Source organism: Maribacter sp. TH_r10 (assembly GCF_033101095.1).
Lineage (GTDB): Bacteria > Bacteroidota > Bacteroidia > Flavobacteriales > Flavobacteriaceae > Maribacter_A > Maribacter_A luteus.
This window is the reverse complement of sequence record NZ_JAWMPY010000007.1, coordinates 57379-73781: the sequence shown is the minus strand read 5'-3', so window position 1 is coordinate 73781 and position 16403 is coordinate 57379. Positions and strand designations below refer to the sequence as shown.

The 16403-nt window shown below is 41.1% G+C and carries 14 protein-coding genes; 7 read left to right on the top strand and 7 right to left on the bottom strand.

Annotated elements, in window-relative coordinates:
* Window positions 1-112: 112 nt before the first annotated feature.
* The 4 genes from gcvP to R3X28_RS15210 all read left to right on the top strand — a co-directional run bounded on the left by gcvP (window position 113) and on the right by R3X28_RS15210 (window position 5716).
* Entirely contained in the window at window positions 113-2968 is a 2856-nt protein-coding gene (gcvP, locus tag R3X28_RS15225) for an aminomethyl-transferring glycine dehydrogenase (protein ID WP_317665442.1), read from the top strand.
* Between the two features lie 158 nt (window positions 2969-3126).
* Window positions 3127-4185, top strand: coding sequence for a 3-oxoacyl-ACP synthase III family protein (locus R3X28_RS15220; protein ID WP_154363955.1), 1059 nt, complete (start codon window positions 3127-3129; stop codon window positions 4183-4185).
* Window positions 4186-4316: 131 nt separating this feature from the next.
* On the top strand, window positions 4317-4850 hold the full coding sequence (locus R3X28_RS15215) for a methyltransferase (RefSeq protein WP_317665439.1): 534 nt from the start codon (window positions 4317-4319) through the stop codon (window positions 4848-4850).
* Window positions 4851-4861: 11 nt separating this feature from the next.
* Window positions 4862-5716: a glycosyltransferase family 2 protein gene (locus tag R3X28_RS15210; protein WP_317665437.1), complete on the top strand. Its 855-nt coding sequence runs from the start codon at window positions 4862-4864 to the stop codon at window positions 5714-5716.
* A gap of 61 nt (window positions 5717-5777) precedes the next feature.
* Here R3X28_RS15210 and R3X28_RS15205 read toward each other — a convergent pair whose 3' ends face one another.
* The 7 genes from R3X28_RS15205 to R3X28_RS15175 form a co-directional block, all read right to left on the bottom strand.
* Window positions 5778-6287, bottom strand: coding sequence for an OmpH family outer membrane protein (locus R3X28_RS15205; RefSeq protein WP_109649605.1), 510 nt, complete (start codon window positions 6285-6287; stop codon window positions 5778-5780).
* A 52-nt stretch (window positions 6288-6339) separates the two neighbouring features.
* On the bottom strand, window positions 6340-7179 hold the full coding sequence (locus tag R3X28_RS15200; RefSeq protein WP_154363962.1) for an OmpH family outer membrane protein: 840 nt from the start codon (window positions 7177-7179) through the stop codon (window positions 6340-6342).
* 91 nt (window positions 7180-7270) lie between these two features.
* Window positions 7271-9868 carry an outer membrane protein assembly factor gene (locus tag R3X28_RS15195; protein WP_154364725.1) on the bottom strand — a complete coding sequence of 866 codons (2598 nt, stop codon included), beginning with the start codon at window positions 9866-9868 and terminating at the stop codon, window positions 7271-7273.
* Between the two features lie 4 nt (window positions 9869-9872).
* Window positions 9873-10613, bottom strand: a complete 741-nt coding sequence (locus R3X28_RS15190; protein WP_154363964.1) for an isoprenyl transferase — start codon at window positions 10611-10613, stop codon at window positions 9873-9875.
* Between the two features lie 7 nt (window positions 10614-10620).
* Entirely contained in the window at window positions 10621-11316 is a 696-nt protein-coding gene (locus R3X28_RS15185; RefSeq protein ID WP_154363966.1) for a DUF6089 family protein, read from the bottom strand.
* A 114-nt stretch (window positions 11317-11430) separates the two neighbouring features.
* Entirely contained in the window at window positions 11431-12312 is an 882-nt protein-coding gene (locus R3X28_RS15180; RefSeq protein ID WP_154363968.1) for an NAD kinase, read from the bottom strand.
* Between the two features lie 136 nt (window positions 12313-12448).
* Complete coding sequence (locus R3X28_RS15175; RefSeq protein WP_154363970.1) at window positions 12449-13105, bottom strand: CBS domain-containing protein; 657 nt, start codon at window positions 13103-13105, stop codon at window positions 12449-12451.
* Window positions 13106-13196: 91 nt separating this feature from the next.
* Here R3X28_RS15175 and R3X28_RS15170 point away from each other — a divergent pair, with 91 nt between their 5' ends.
* The 3 genes from R3X28_RS15170 (at window position 13197) to R3X28_RS15160 (ending at window position 16378) form a co-directional block, all read left to right on the top strand.
* The gene (locus tag R3X28_RS15170; RefSeq protein ID WP_317665431.1) at window positions 13197-13910 is read left to right on the top strand and encodes a pyridoxine 5'-phosphate synthase; all 714 of its coding nucleotides are present in this window, start codon (window positions 13197-13199) and stop codon (window positions 13908-13910) included.
* A complete protein-coding gene (locus tag R3X28_RS15165; RefSeq protein ID WP_317665429.1) occupies window positions 13907-14680 on the top strand; it encodes an alpha/beta fold hydrolase in 774 nt (257 codons plus the stop codon). Before R3X28_RS15170 ends, R3X28_RS15165 begins: the two co-directional genes overlap by 4 nt.
* A 114-nt stretch (window positions 14681-14794) precedes the next feature.
* Window positions 14795-16378, top strand: coding sequence for a G-D-S-L family lipolytic protein (locus R3X28_RS15160; protein WP_317665427.1), 1584 nt, complete (start codon window positions 14795-14797; stop codon window positions 16376-16378).
* The last annotated feature ends 25 nt before the right edge of the window (window positions 16379-16403 follow it).

Sequence of the window (16403 nt, the reverse complement as noted above, 5' to 3'; positions counted from 1 at the left end):
CAAACTGTTTATAACAGCTCTATATCGTTAAAAACTTTAGTCCAATACATACGTGCACGACTTAATTAAAACAGATAAAATCCCTAATTTTGCGCATCAAAAATTCGCAGATATGAGAACCGATTTGTTTGCTTTACGCCACATTGGAATCAACGAAGGAGACCTTGGGCAAATGCTCGAGACCGTAAGGGCTGAAAGTCTGGACCAAGTCATTGCCGAAACCATTCCTTCGGACATACGATTGGCACAACCGCTCCCTTTATCCGAGGCGATGAGCGAACACGATTTTCTTTCGCACATCAAGGCATTATCTTCCAAAAACAAACTTTTTAAGTCATACATAGGTTTAGGGTATCACGAATCGATTGTTCCCTCGGTCATTCAAAGGAACATTTTAGAGAATCCAGGTTGGTATACGGCCTATACCCCATACCAAGCCGAAATCGCACAAGGCCGTTTGGAGGCTCTTCTGAATTTTCAAACGGTAATAGCCGATCTTACCGGAATGGAACTTGCCAATGCTTCATTATTAGATGAAAGTACGGCCGCAGCAGAAGCCATGTCCATGTTGTTCGATGTCCGCTCCCGTCCCCAAAAGAAAGATGGGGTCATTAAATTCTTTGTGTCCGAGGAAGTTTTACCACAAACCTTATCCTTATTACAAACACGATCTACCCCTCTCGGCATAGAATTGGTTATTGGCGATCACGAAGAATTTGAGTTCGGGACTGACTTTTTTGGGGCATTGCTACAATATCCCGGCAAGTACGGAAAGGTTTATGATTACGCCTCGTTCGTTGAAAAAGCCAAAGAAAGCGAAATAAAAGTCGCGGTTGCTGCCGATATTTTAAGTTTGGTATTACTTACACCTCCTGGAGAATTCGGTGCGGATGTTGTTGTAGGCACCACCCAGCGTTTTGGAATTCCGTTAGGATACGGAGGGCCACACGCCGCTTTTTTCGCAACCAAGGAAACATACAAAAGAAATATACCGGGCAGGATCATTGGAATAACAAAAGATGCCGATGGGCAACCTGCCTTACGAATGGCATTACAGACCCGGGAACAACATATAAAACGGGATAAGGCAACTTCCAATATCTGTACCGCACAAGTGCTTTTGGCCGTGATGGCCGGAATGTATGCGGTTTATCATGGCCCAAAAGGATTACAATATATTGCCGAGCAAGTACACAGTAAAGCTAAAAAGCTGAATCAGGGACTTGCCCAGCAAGGATTTGAACAGGTGAACGAGACTTTTTTCGACACCCTGAAAATCAACGTTTCGGATACGACTTCACTTAAAGCCATTGCAGAAAGCAAAGGCATTAATTTTAATTACATCGATAAGCACACAGTATCCATTTCCATAAATGAAGCAACCGACGACAAGGACATAGAATCAATTCTTTCTTGTTTTTCCGAATTGAACCTTCCGAACCAAAGGAATTCATCGAAAGAAGTTTCAGGTGAGATCATTCCCGCCCTGTTAATGCGAAAATCCCCATTTCTTGAAAATGAGGTTTTCAATACCTATCATTCGGAAACCGAATTAATGCGTTACATCAAAAAACTGGAACGCAAGGACCTTTCGTTGAACCACTCCATGATTTCATTAGGGTCATGTACCATGAAATTGAACGCGGCCAGTGAGATGCTACCACTGAGTTGGGCCGAATGGGGCAATATTCACCCATTCGTACCTATTGAACAAGCAGAAGGATACCAAGAAGTTCTTCGAGAACTGGAGAAAGACCTGACTACCATTACTGGCTTCGCCGGCACTTCATTACAACCAAATTCCGGGGCACAAGGCGAATACGCAGGACTAATGCTCATTAGGGCTTACCACAAATCACGAAAAGAAGAACATCGAAACATTTGTATAATCCCGGCTTCGGCCCACGGAACCAATCCTGCCTCTGCAGTGATGGCCGGTATGAAGGTTGTCGTTACCAAAACCGATGATAAAGGCAATATCGATATTGTTGATTTGGAAGAGAAAGCCAAACTACATTCCGAAAACCTAGCCGCGTTAATGGTTACATATCCTTCAACACACGGCGTATTTGAATCCTCTATAAAATATATTACCAAAATCATACACGAGTATGGTGGCCAAGTGTATATGGATGGTGCCAACATGAACGCCCAAGTGGGACTTACGAATCCCGCCACGATCGGCGCCGATGTTTGTCATTTGAACCTACACAAAACGTTTGCCATTCCGCATGGTGGTGGCGGTCCTGGTGTAGGACCTATTTGCGTTGCCGAACAGTTAAAACCGTTCCTTCCCGGCAATCCTCTGGTAAAAACAGGAGGAAGTAATGCCATAACCGCTATTTCGGGAGCTCCTTGGGGCAGTTCACTTGTATGCCTTATCTCTTATGCATATATTAAAATGTTAGGGGAAAAAGGATTGACGAACAGCACCAAAATAGCCATACTGAACGCCAATTATATAAAAGAACGCTTAAGCGGAAAGTATGAAGTACTCTATACCGGCGAAAATGGACGCGCCGCACACGAGATGATCATCGATTGCCGACCGTTTAAACAAAATGGCATCGAAGTAACCGACATAGCCAAGCGCCTTATGGACTATGGATTTCATGCCCCTACGGTTTCTTTCCCTGTTGCCGGAACGATAATGATCGAACCCACAGAAAGTGAAAGCAAGGCCGAATTAGACCGTTTTTGTGATGCTTTGATCGCCATTCGGAATGAGATCGAATCAGCTGCGGACAATCCCCAAAACAACCCCTTGAAAAACGCCCCGCACACCATGTCGATGCTAACGAGTGATGATTGGGAGTTTCCGTATAGCAGACAAGAAGCGGCTTTTCCTTTGCCCTATGTATCCGACAATAAGTTTTGGCCAACGGTAAGGAGGGTCGATGATGCCTATGGAGATCGTAATCTTATTTGCAGTTGCACACCCATTGAAGCCTATATTGAATCTGAATAAAATTATAAACCCCCGTAAACAAGTGCCTTTTTGTTAATCTTTAATACATTTGTTTACTAATTTATTTATATCAAATAATCTTGAACATCGTATTGTTACCCCGTTTTAAATCCCACGAAATTTAGGGATTGGGTAATTTGCGTAAAATTTTATCAATAATGAGCATAGCGATTACCGGAACAGGGTCCTTTAGACCTTCCATCATCATTGAAAACTCAAATTTCGAAAAAAATACATTCTTGAATACTGACGGTTCGATCATCGAAGGGCCGAATGAAGTCATCATAGAAAAATTCAAATCAATTACTGGCATCGAACAAAGACGCTACGCAAAAAATGAGCTGAACACTTCTGACCTTGGACACTTGGCAGCAGCGAAAGCTATTGAAAATGCTGGGATTGACAAAGAAACATTGGATTATATCATATTCGCCCATAATTTCGGTGATGTTTCACCTGGCAAAATACAAGGTGACACCCTCCCTAGCCTTGCGACCCGCGTAAAACATAAATTGGACATCAAAAACCCTAAATGCATAGCTTATGACATGCTTTTCGGTTGCCCTGGTTGGATCGAAGGCGTTATACAGGCCAACGCTTTCATAAAAGCGGGAATGGCAAAAAGATGTTTGGTCATAGGCGCCGATACCCTATCAAGGGTCGTAGATGAATATGACCGTGACACCATGCTATACTCTGACGGTGCGGGTGCGGCAATCATAGAGGAAACTGAGGGTAAGGGACAATTTCTTAACCATGAAACCGCAACTTATGCCAACGACGAAGCCTTTTATTTGTTCTTCGGTGAATCATATAACAAGGATATTAAGGAAGATAGACGTTACATTAAAATGTATGGTCGAAAAATCTATGAGTTCGCCATTTCCCATGTGCCACAGGCCATGAAAGAATGCTTGGATAAAACAGGAAGGGATATTTCGGAAGTCAAAAAAATATTCATTCACCAGGCCAATGAAAAAATGGACGAGGCCATTGTAAAACGGTTCTATAGACAATATAAACTTAAACCCCCTACAGGTATTATGCCTATGACCATTGGTAGATTGGGAAACAGTTCCGTTGCCACGATACCCACCCTTTACGATAAAGTAAGAAAAGGGAACATAGAAGGCCATAGCATAGAAAAAGGTGATGTGGTCCTATTTGCCAGCGTAGGTGCCGGTATGAACATCAATGCCATGGTATACGAAGTATAAATAGTTCAAAAACGGCTTAAATAAAGAATTGCAGAGGTATTTGGTTATGCCTCTGCATATTTTTTTAACTTCGTACCAACAATACATTGCACAACCTAATTTTGGTTATTTCAACTTACTGTCCATTTTAGATGTACGAAAAAACTTTTCCCAATAAACGATTCGAAAAAACCCTTTCTTTCCTAGAAAGACATATCACTACCCAAGAAACGATTTTGGATTTAGGGGTCGAAAATCCTTTTTCAAAAATCATGAAAGAGCATGGATATACGGTCAGTAACACCAAAGGAGAGGATTTAGACTTGAACTTCGACACCATATCCAACAGCAATACCGATGTTGTCACGGCCTTTGAGATCTTTGAACACCTTATCGCCCCTTTCAATGTGCTACGAGAAATAAAGGCGAACAAACTCGTTGCAAGTATTCCGTTACGCTTGTGGTTTTCACCTGCCTATCAAAGCAAGACCGACCCTTGGGACAGACACTATCACGAATTTGAGGATTGGCAATTTGACTGGCTATTGGAAAAGGCCGGATGGAAAATAATGGACAGGGATAAATGGACGAACCCTGTTAAAAAAATCGGTTTTAGACCCCTCTTACGAAGCTTTACCCCAAGATATTATATCATTTATGCCGAAAGGATAAGAAAGGCAAAGTAAAAAACACTGACTTGAAGTACTACATTGTTATACCCGCGCATAATGAAGAGGCTTTTTTAGAAAAAACCTTAAGCTCATTATCCGAACAGACCCTTCTTCCCAAAAAAGTAATCATTGTCAATGATAATTCTACCGACAATACCGAAGCTATAATCGATACCTACTGCGAGGGATACGGTTTTTATCAAAAATTGAACACAAGCTCCTCTAAGGAACACCTTCCCGGAAGTAAGGTCATCAATGCTTTCAGAAAAGGGTTGGCGCTTTTGGATGACGATTATGACTTTATCGTAAAACTCGATGCCGACTTAATCCTTCCCAAAAATTATTTTGAATCCATTGCCTCGGTTTTCAACGAAAACAAAAATATCGGTCTGGCCGGTGGGTTCGTTTATGAGCTCGATTCGAACAACGAATGGGTACTGAACCACCCCATGAACAAAAAACACGTCAGAGGGGCATTTAAAGCCTATACAAAGACATGTTTCAAAAGTATCGGCGGACTCAAAAACGCAATGGGTTGGGATACCATTGATGAATTATTGACCCAGTACCATGGTTTTGAAATAGCTACCTTGGATGAATTGAAAGTAAAGCATCTTCGCCCAACAGGAAAAGCCTACAATGCCAAAGCGAAACTCATGCAAGGTGAAGCCATGTACGCGATGGATTATGGATTTTGGCTAACTTTAATAGCTTCTTTCAAAATGGCGTTGAAACAGAAAAACCCGAAAACCCTTTATCATAATATGAAGGGCTATTTTAAGGCGAAGAAGACGCAGCATCAAAAAATGGTATCACCGGAAGAAGGAAAATTCATCCGTAGTTTAAGATGGAAGGGGATCCGGAAAAAGATTATCGGGTAAACAAAAAAAACCACCCTAACATTATCGCCAGGATGGTCTTTCAAAATTTTAAGTTCTATTCCTAGAAGCCTAATTCCTTTTTAACTTCAGGAAGAAGGTCTTTTCCTTTAGCGACTATCAATCCACCACCGGCTTGGGCATCGATCACATAATCGAACCCTTGGGCCGCAGCTACTTTTTCAATAGCGGCTTTGGCTTTTTCAGAGATTGGGGCGAACAATTCGGCTTGCTTTTTCTGAAGCTCTTGTTGGGCATTCTGTTGTGCCTCACCAATGTTCTTTTCGAACACCTGTAACTCCTGGGCCCTTTTTTGGTTTTCCTCTTCGGATTTAGAGGCAGACTCATTGGAATACTGGGTATATTTATTCTTCAACTCGGTCATTGAACTTTCTATATCGGCCCTGTAGGTTTCCTGTAGTTTCTTTAATTCGGCCTCAGCGGATTTCATCTCGGGCATTTGCGATAAAAGCTGGGTTACGTCTATATGTGCCACTTTACTTTGAGCTTGAACAAAACTTGTCGCTGCTACGAACAAAACCAAGGCAACTACTATTTTCTTTACTTCTTTCATGATTTCTAATTAAAATATTTGAGTGTTAATTTAAGTTAATGATTCTTACTATTTATTTGGTCTCTTCCGTCTCTTCTTGATCGGATTCCTTATTTCTCTCCTCTTCTTTCGCTTTCTTCTTGGCCTCTCTCTCTTCCAAGAGTTTCTTTCTACGTTCGTCGTAAGCCTTTTTACGTTCCTCCCTTATCTTTAATTGTTCGGCCCTTTTCTCCTCTGCTGTCTTTGCTCGAGCTTCCTCGGCTTGTTTGGCCAATTCTATCCGCTCTTTAAGAGCATCGCTCATTTCCTCTTCCGCTGGGGCATCGTCCCCTTCAAAATCAGACAAACGATTTTTGGTGTCCGATTTTTTAGGTTTACTTATTTTTCTTGTCCTTGCTATACCCCGCAACACCAAATCACTGATGTCGTGTCTTTTTTCGGAATACAACATTACAACATCCGCAGATTTATCAAAAATAAAATCATACTTTTTATTGGCCCCTATTTTCTGTACTTCATTAAAGACCTGATCCTGTATGGGCTGGATCAATCTCCTTTTCTGTAACACAAGGTCTCCCTGAGGGCCAAAACGATCCTGCTGATACTCGATCATTTCTTTTTCAAGTATGAGTATTTCTTCCTCTCGCTCTTCGATCAATTCATTGGTCAAAAGCACCTTTTCGGCCATCAAATCCTTTTTCATTTGCTCAACGACACTTTGCTTTTGCTCTATCTCTACCTTCCACTTTTCAACCTTATTTTCCAATTGATCCGTGGCCTCGCGATATTCCTCGACATTCTCCAAGATGTATTCCATGTCTACATAGGCTATCCTAACTCCACGTTGGGCGAAAGTCTGGTATGCTGAAAGCACTATGGCGACTAGTAAAAGAACTTTTGTTTTTGGTTTCATTTTTGATTCCGTTTTAATACATAGAAAATATCGTGCCAAAAATACTAAAACTTTTAAAATGAATAGTTTAGACTATGCCACGATTCTTAAATTAAAACTGTTGACCGATAATGAAGTGTGTTTGCCATCCACTGGGACCTGTTGAACTAGATTGATAGTCTTCATCGAAACCATACCCAAAGTCTATTCCCAATAATCCGAATGCCGGCATAAATATCCTAAGCCCCACTCCGGCCGACCGTTTTATTTCAAACGGATTAAAGTCCTGAAAATTGTTGAAACCATTACCACCTTCTAAAAATGCCAATCCATAGATAGAGGCCGAAGGTTTTAAAGTAAGTGGGTATCTTAACTCCATAGAGAACTTATTATACAATAAAGCCCCATCAGACGAACCTGTATCAGGATTCAAAGGTGTCAATGCTTGGTTGTCATAACCTCTCAATTGAACCACATCCCTACCATCCAAGGTAAAGTTACCCATACCATCTCCACCTACATAGAAACGCTCAAAAGGCACATCGCCCACTGCACTGTTGTAGCTACCCAAGAACCCTAATTCAGCATTGGTCCTAAGTACCAGATCACCTACAAGGGTAGTGTACCAATCCCCTTTGAATTTAACTTTATAATATTCCAACCATCTGAAACGTTCTTGGTCAACTTCTTCCAAACGATCGGACTCTTCCGTAGTAAGCCCTTCTGAATATCTTTTATCGGTCAGCTCTTCACTCTCGTCTTTTAATTCCCTGAAATCCTTACTACTGAATAAGGAATAAGGAGGTGTGAATTTTCCGGTTATCTCAAAATTGGAACCTCCTCTCGGAAAGATCCTGCCACCTGCAGTGGCATTTCTGGAAATTCCCAAAGTATATGAAAAAGCATTGGAGCTACCGTTACCGAAGTTGAACAACCCCAAGTTATAATCGTTGAATTCATAACGTTGATATCCCAAAGAATGCGAAATCACGAAGAAATCATCGGGCCATTGCACCTTTTTGGCCAATCCGGCAGAGACTCCCGTAATCGAGAAGCCCCGATCTTTATCAACTTCTATGGATCCAGAACTGGAATAACTCGAACTGAACTGTTTCGTCTGGGACAATGACAAATTGAAACGAACCGGTTTTTTACCTCCCAACCAAGGCTCGGAAAAATTCAAACTATATACACGATACGTTCTACTTGCCTGCAAACGCACGGCAAAACTCTGGCCATCACCCATGGGTACCGGCTTATATGCTTCCCCATTGAAAATATTACGCAAAGAAAAATTACTGAACGAAAGTCCTAAAGTACCGATGAAACCACCGCCACCATAACCTCCTTGTAGTTCTATCTGGCTAGATCCCGATTCAACAAGACCGTAATCCAAATCCACGGTACCTTCATTAGGTTTAGGATTTATAATATCCGGTTTGATCTGCTCGGCATCGAAGAAACCAAGTTGCCCCAACTCACGAATACTCCTTATAATATCGGACTTGTTATATTTTTGACCTGGACGCGTTCTAAGCTCCCTGAAGATAACATGGTCATTGGTCTTATCATTACCGTTTATGGTAACGTGATCCAAGAAGGTTTCCTTACCTTCTACAATTCGAATTTCAAAATTAATGGTATCATTCTCCGCTGAAACCTCTACTGGATTGATACTTGAAAAAAGATACCCATTGTTTTGGTACAGACTGGTAACATCATTGGCATCAGGCTTGGTATCATCAGCGATACGTTCCCTTAAAAGTACACCATTATATGTAGAACCTTTTTTGATACCCAAAACCCTGCTTAACATCTGATCGGTATAAACACTATTACCAACGAAGTCGATATCCCCGAAATAGTACTTATTACCTTCCTCAACCTTGATTTTTATATTGATGTTGTTCTCATCAACGTTTTCTACGGTATCGGAAAGGATACGGGCATCCCTATAACCGTTTTCGGCATATTTATCTACAAGCAATGTCAAATCGGTCTCATAATCGTCTTTTATGAATTTCGATTTTTTCCAAAAACGACCCAGTTTCTTTTTCTTGGTATTTTTCAAGGCCTTGCGCAATTTTTTGGCAGGGATTTTATCATTGCCCTCAAAAATGATATCCTTTACTTTTACCTTATCCCCTTTATCAACATTGACGACCATGCTACGTGCATTGGTAGCCGAAGTATCTACCGCGGTTATAATATTGACCTTAGCATTCAAATACCCCTTCTTCTTGAATTGATTTTGAATATAATTCTTACTATTGGCAATAAGACTTTCGGTAATCTTCTTTCCTTTCTTAAGATCGGTATCCTTTAAGATCTCATCGACCTTTCTTTCTTTCACACCGTTCATTTTCACCTTTGACAAAGTAGGACGCTCAATGATATTAAGTTCAAGGAAAACATTGTCCCCTTGCACATCGGTCACATAAAAATCGATATCGGTAAAAAGCTCCAACCCCCATAGTTTGTTGATAATAGCACTGATCTGCTCCCCTGGAAGTGTAATGGGTTGACCTACCCGTAAACCGGTATAAGTCTTGACCGTTTGTTCATTATAACTTTGGAGACCTGTTACCTCAAGACCTCCCAAGATATATTTTTTACCATCTTCGTAAGAAACATCTTGCGCCGAGGTAATTGTTACGATAAAAAGTAATAAGAAAGTAATTAATGGTTCAAGGGACATGAACCTTTTCATATCGCTAGTTGAGTTGTTCGCTAGTTTTTCCAAATCTTCGTTCTCTGTTCTGGTAATCTATAATGGCCTCAATCAAATGTTGTTCCTTAAAATCGGGCCAATAGACATCAATGAAATATAATTCTGCATATGCAATTTGCCATAATAAAAAATTGCTTATCCGGTGTTCTCCACTGGTTCGGATTAGCAAGTCCACGTCAGGTAAATTGTGCGTGTAAAGATGGTTATTAATAATGGTTTCGTCAATATTTTCAGGAGAAATTATATTATTTTTAACTTTGACAGCAATCTGTTTAACAGCGTTCAACATTTCGTCCCGAGCCCCATAACTTAGTGCCAAAGTCAGGGTCATACCTGTATTTTCCTTGGTTTTTTCCATTACCTCCAAAAGTTCTTCGTAGGCATTTTTGGGCAATGCCTTAATATCCCCTATGGTATTGAAACGCACGTTGTTTTTATTAAAAGTCTTAAGCTCCTTTTTAAGGGAAGAAACCAAAAGCCTCATCAAGGTATCAATTTCATATTTAGGTCGATTCCAATTTTCGGTTGAAAAGGTATAAAGGGTAAGATAATCGATCCCGAACTTAACACAACTTTCGACGGTTCTCCTGACTGTAGTAACGCCATTCTCATGACCAAAAACCCTAAGCCGGCCTTTTTCTTTGGCCCAACGACCATTACCATCCATTATAATAGCTATATGCCTAGGTTTTTTCCGATCGTCGATTTCTTCGATTGTATTCATGTCAGTTTTACTCAAAACAATCGGAACATGGCTTTCTACCAAAGGTATATGTTAAGGTTACCCCGGAAAAAACGTACCAATCGTCACTAAAAATATTACCAAAATCAACATCCAATTGTTGATTCACATTCGACTTTTCAGGGTTATTGGCATCCAAGTTATCCGTAAAGGTATATCTGGCCCCTACTTCTGCCCCAATAACCAAGAACTGATTCAACCTCATTTTAAGACCTACGATCATAGGAATGGCCAAAGAGCCATCTTTTTGATCAAGGCTCAATTGCTGACCTGCATCTATGTAATCATAGTCATACCTGAAATAGGTGAATCCCGTATACAGGTATGGCGTAAACGCCGGCCCTAACTTGTGAAGGTTGTACTCCACAAAATTGAATTCCAAACCTGCCGAAGCCTCAAAAATGGAATTGTTTACCACATAACCCCTCTGCTGCCTATCGGTCAGGTTCGACTTTGAATCATCGGCCGTAAATTTACCATAAATTAAACTAGCACGCCAAGCATATCGCCTACTTTTATTCCATTTGAACAAACCACCCACGGCTATGTCGGAAGGTGAAATGAAGTTGGTCCTACCCACATCACCAATATTATTGGCCCCACCGAGAAAAGCCCCAATTTCATAAGTCTGTGCACTCAGCGAAGCACCAAGTAAAAAAAGAATCGAAAAAAAATAATTCTTCATAAATTCTACAACGTTTGCAAATTAACCTTCAAAAATGGATATATACCTTTATATTTTACACCCATGTCACCACATGTTAAACAACATTTGACCATAAATATTGTTTTCAAGGCCCTAATTGCGCTTATCCTCCCCCCACAATAATTTATTACGAAGTGTTTTCAAAAAACTCTCGGAAGTATATTCTATCATATTTATGGTGAAGTCCGACTTTCTTATTTCTATATCGGTTCCATTGGCCACTGTTGCGATTCGAGAATCCAAAGAAACCAGATGCTGATCTTCCCTACCGGAAACCTTCAAACGAATCACGGTGTCATCTGAAATCACCAAAGGTCTGGCATTTAAATTGTGCGGTGCTATTGGTGTCAATACCAAGGATTTTGCCGTAGGAACGATTACCGGACCGCCACAACTCAGTGAATAGCCCGTAGAACCAGTGGGAGTGGAAACAATTAAACCATCTGCCCAGTACGATGTTAAATACTCCCCATTGAGATGGGTTTCTATCGTGATCATGGAGGTGGTATCCTTTCTACTTACGGCAATCTCGTTCAAAGCAAAGTTAAGATCACCGATTTCATCATATTGTACCCCTTCATTGACTTCTATCAAACTTCTTTCGACAATCGAATATTCCCCTTGCAAAAATGCTTGTACCACTTTGCGCACATCTTCCTTTTTGAATGTGGAAAGAAATCCCAGCCTTCCCGTATTCACACCAACTATAGGTATTCCTAAATCACGCACAAAGGTCGTTGCCCTAAGAATGGTACCATCGCCCCCAAAACTGACGAACATGTCAAAAGAACTGTCCAACCCTGCGGTTTCAGAAAAAACCCCGTAGGCTTCCACATTCAATCTTTTGGACAAATGATGTTTAAATTGCTTTTCAATGACCACTGTTGCCGATTGCTTTTTGAGCTCATCCAAAAGTTCTTCTACATATTCCAGGGCATTGTCCTGGTACACCTGTCCGTATATGGCAACTTTCATGTATTTTCGTTTAATGGATTTTCAATAGCCAACACTACTGATGAGAAAAACGAAATCCATCTTACCTGATATATTCTTTTCATTAAACCCTCATGGATTAGCGATTTCACAAACAACCAAATTAACAGATTGTCTTTTACACATTCAAATACTTATTCAAATAGTCCGACCTTTGTTTCAGATCATCTATAAACTGATCATCTACATTCCCGAACAACACACTATAATTATAACGCCTGAACGTCTGTAGAACCTCGTTCATTGATTCACCGCTTATCTTAATCGTAATCTGAACCTCTTCATTGTTCATTTCGGATATAAAACCACCTATGAACTTACTATTGTTACTTTCAACGATCTGCACGATCTCACTAAAGGAATAATCTTTCAGTTCTTTACTAACGACCAATATACCGCCCGGTTCTGTAAAAAATGGCATTTCTATAAAAACACTCACGATATCGGTTATATCATAGTAGCCCAGGATCTCATCTTCGGCACCCAAGACAGGAACCAAATTAGCCTCGTTTCGGGCAAAGGTCTCTAGCACATCGAACCAACTGGTATCCTTTCGAACAAAAAACGACTCCAGGCTGTATTTGAAATCCTCAATTTTACGGCCCACATCAAAACTTTCCAAATCATTTTCATTGAACACCCCTATAAACCTTTTCTCATGCACAATGGCAACATGGGAATAGGTGTTTTCAACAAAGAACTGGACCAAACCCTCTAAAGGTTCATCGACCTCAAAAACAGGTATTGATGTTATAATGTGTGTTTGAATCTGCATAGCTTTAAATAAAACGCAAAATACTAATTAAATATATCAAAAGGCATGCCTATTTTGTATTTTTGCCTTTTAACATATGTTATATTTTCCCATGACGAAGCTTAGTGTAAATATCAACAAAATAGCCACCTTGAGAAATTCAAGAGGAGGCAATGTACCCGACGTACTAAAAGTCGCCAAGGATATTGAATCTTTTGGTGCCCAAGGAATAACCATACACCCTAGACCTGACGAAAGACACATTCGTTACCAGGATGCACGGGATTTAAAAAGTGCGGTCACGACTGAGTTCAATATTGAAGGTAACCCGATACAAAAATTCATTGATCTTGTTCTAGAGGTACAACCAACACAAGTAACCTTGGTACCCGACTCCATTGACGCCATTACCTCCAATGCAGGATGGGATACCATTACCCACAAAACTTTTTTAAAGGAGGTGATCGCGACCTTTAAACAAAACGGGATACGAACATCGATTTTCGTTGATGCCGACATCAAAATGGTAGAAGGGGCCGCGGAAACAGGAACAGACCGCATTGAACTTTACACGGAAAGCTACGCGGAAGCTTTTTCCAAAGGGCAAACAAATGGAATTTTACCGTTTATCAAGGCTGCAGAGGCGGCCACCAAATCGGATTTAGGCATAAATGCCGGCCATGACCTGAGTTTAGAGAACATAAAACATTTTAAAGAGAACATACCAAATTTGTTGGAAGTATCCATAGGGCATGCATTGATCTGTGAATCGCTCTACCTAGGATTGGAAAATGTTGTGAACATGTATTTGAACAAACTACGATGAATCCGATATTACATTCCAATATTTTAGGAACAGGGCAACCCCTTTTGATCCTACATGGTTTTTTAGGAATGTCGGATAACTGGAAAACCCTTGGCTCCCAATACGCTAAAGAGGGACTTCAAGTTCATTTGATAGACCAGCGTAACCATGGCAGAAGCTTCCATTCAGAAGAATTCAACTATGACATTCTTGCCGAAGACCTAAAAACCTATATCGAAGCCCACGATTTGGAAGATGTCATTATAATAGGACATTCCATGGGTGGAAAGACAGCGATGCAGTTTGCAATGAGCTACCCGAATTTACTCAGCAAATTGATAGTGGCCGATATCGCCCCAAAATATTACCCCCCGCACCACCAGTTCATCATCGACGGGCTGAACCAATTGGATTTCGACCAGATAAAATCAAGGGGACAGGCCGATTCAGAATTGAGCAAATACATACCAGAAATAGGCATACGCCAATTTTTACTTAAAAATCTTTATTGGATCGAGAAAGGAAAACTCGCATTTCGGTTCAACCTGAAGGTTTTAAGCAATAAAATGGAGGAAATTGGCGAAAATCTTAGTGCCACAGACCAAAATACAGGCCCTACCCTCTTTTTGCGCGGAGAAAAATCAGAGTATATAAGCCCTTCGGACAACGAGGTTATCCTAAGGCATTTTCCTAACGCCAGAATTGAGACCATCGACAAAGCAGGACACTGGTTACATGCAGAAAATCCCGTTCAGTTTTTCAATAAAACGATTGACTTCATAAAATCATAATAAATACCATCTTTTATTATGCGTGCATAATTTTTTTGCTCCATTTATTGCGAATGTGATAATTTTAATTAAATTTGGATTTATCCAGTTTAACTAATTAACTCAAACAACGCAATGAAAAAGTTCCTTTCAACACTGGCGATCTGTGCCTTATTATTTGTCTCCTGTAGTGATGATGACCCTGCAGTAGAGACCACGCCAACAGATAGCACCCCCATAACTTACACCAGTGGTTCTGCCGATTTTTCAAATTATGTTGCCGTTGGTAATTCACTTACTGCCGGCTATTCCGATGCCGCACTTTTTGTAGACGGTCAAACCAACTCCCTTCCTGCCATGTTAGCATCGAATTTTGCTTTGGTAGGTGGTGGCGACTTCAATATTCCATTCATGTCAGACAATCTTGGTGGCGCCTCTTTGGGTGGCACACCGATTTTAGGAAACAGATTGGTATTATCCTTTGCTTCAGGCTCACCGACCCCTACACCTGTAGAAGGTTCGGGATCCACGGAAATAACGAATACACTTTCAGGAACCTTTAACAACATGGGGGTTCCCGGGGCGAAAAGCTATCATTTAGGCGCTCCTGGTTATGGTAATGTCGCCGGGGTAGCCGATGGGTTGGCCAATCCGTATTTTGCAAGATTCGCATCAAGCGCCACCGCCACGGTGATCGGTGACGCCGTTGCACAAAACCCTACGTTCTTTTCCCTATGGATAGGAAACAATGACATATTAAGTTACGCTACGGGCGGTGGCGTGGGCGTTGACCAAAAAGATAATTTAGATCCATCTACTTACGGAAGCTCAGATATAACCGACCCTAACGTTTTCGCGAGTGTCTATGACGGACTTTTACAGGCATTAACAGCAAATGGTGCTGACGGGGTGGTTGCAAACATTCCGGATATTACCACCATACCTTATTTCACAACAGTTCCACACAACCCTTTAGACCCTACGAATCCTGATTTTGGACCACAAATTCCTACGCTAAACGCAACCTTCGCACAATTGAACGGGGTATTTGAATATTTAGGTGTTCCCGAGAGGGCAATCGAATTCTCAACTACCAGCGCTAGCTCACTAGTTATAAAAGATGATTCCTTAATGGATTTATCTGCCCAAATAACACAGGTTTTGGTCGGTGGTGGCCTTGACGCCGGTACTGCCGGAATATACGGTTACCTTTATGGTCAAGCACGTATGGCGAATGAAGACGACTTGATCGTGTTCCCTAGCCAAGCGGTAATTGCCCAATTGAACGAGGAAGCCTTTGCCACGCTACAAAATTTAGGCTTACCAGCTGCCAATGCAGGACAGTTGGCCGTTAACGGAATTACGTATCCTTTAGAAGACAAATGGGTACTTACCCCAGCAGAGCAAGAGCCCGTAGCTACCGCACATGCAGCTTATAACCAAACCATCGAAGCCTTGGCCAACCAATATGACCTCGCCTTTGTTGATGTTGCATCCTTTTTAACTACCGTTGCAAATGAAGGAATCCAATTACCGGACGGTAGTACATTAACCGCTACCTATGCAACAGGGGGGGGATTCTCCCTTGATGGTGTACACCCGTCACCAAGAGGCTATTCCCTATTGGCACTTCTATTCATAGATGCGATCAACACAAAGTACGGTTCCGATTTACCCGGCGTAAATCCTTTGGATTATAAAGGACTTTATATTAATTAATAGAAAATATCTTTTTACTTTTAAA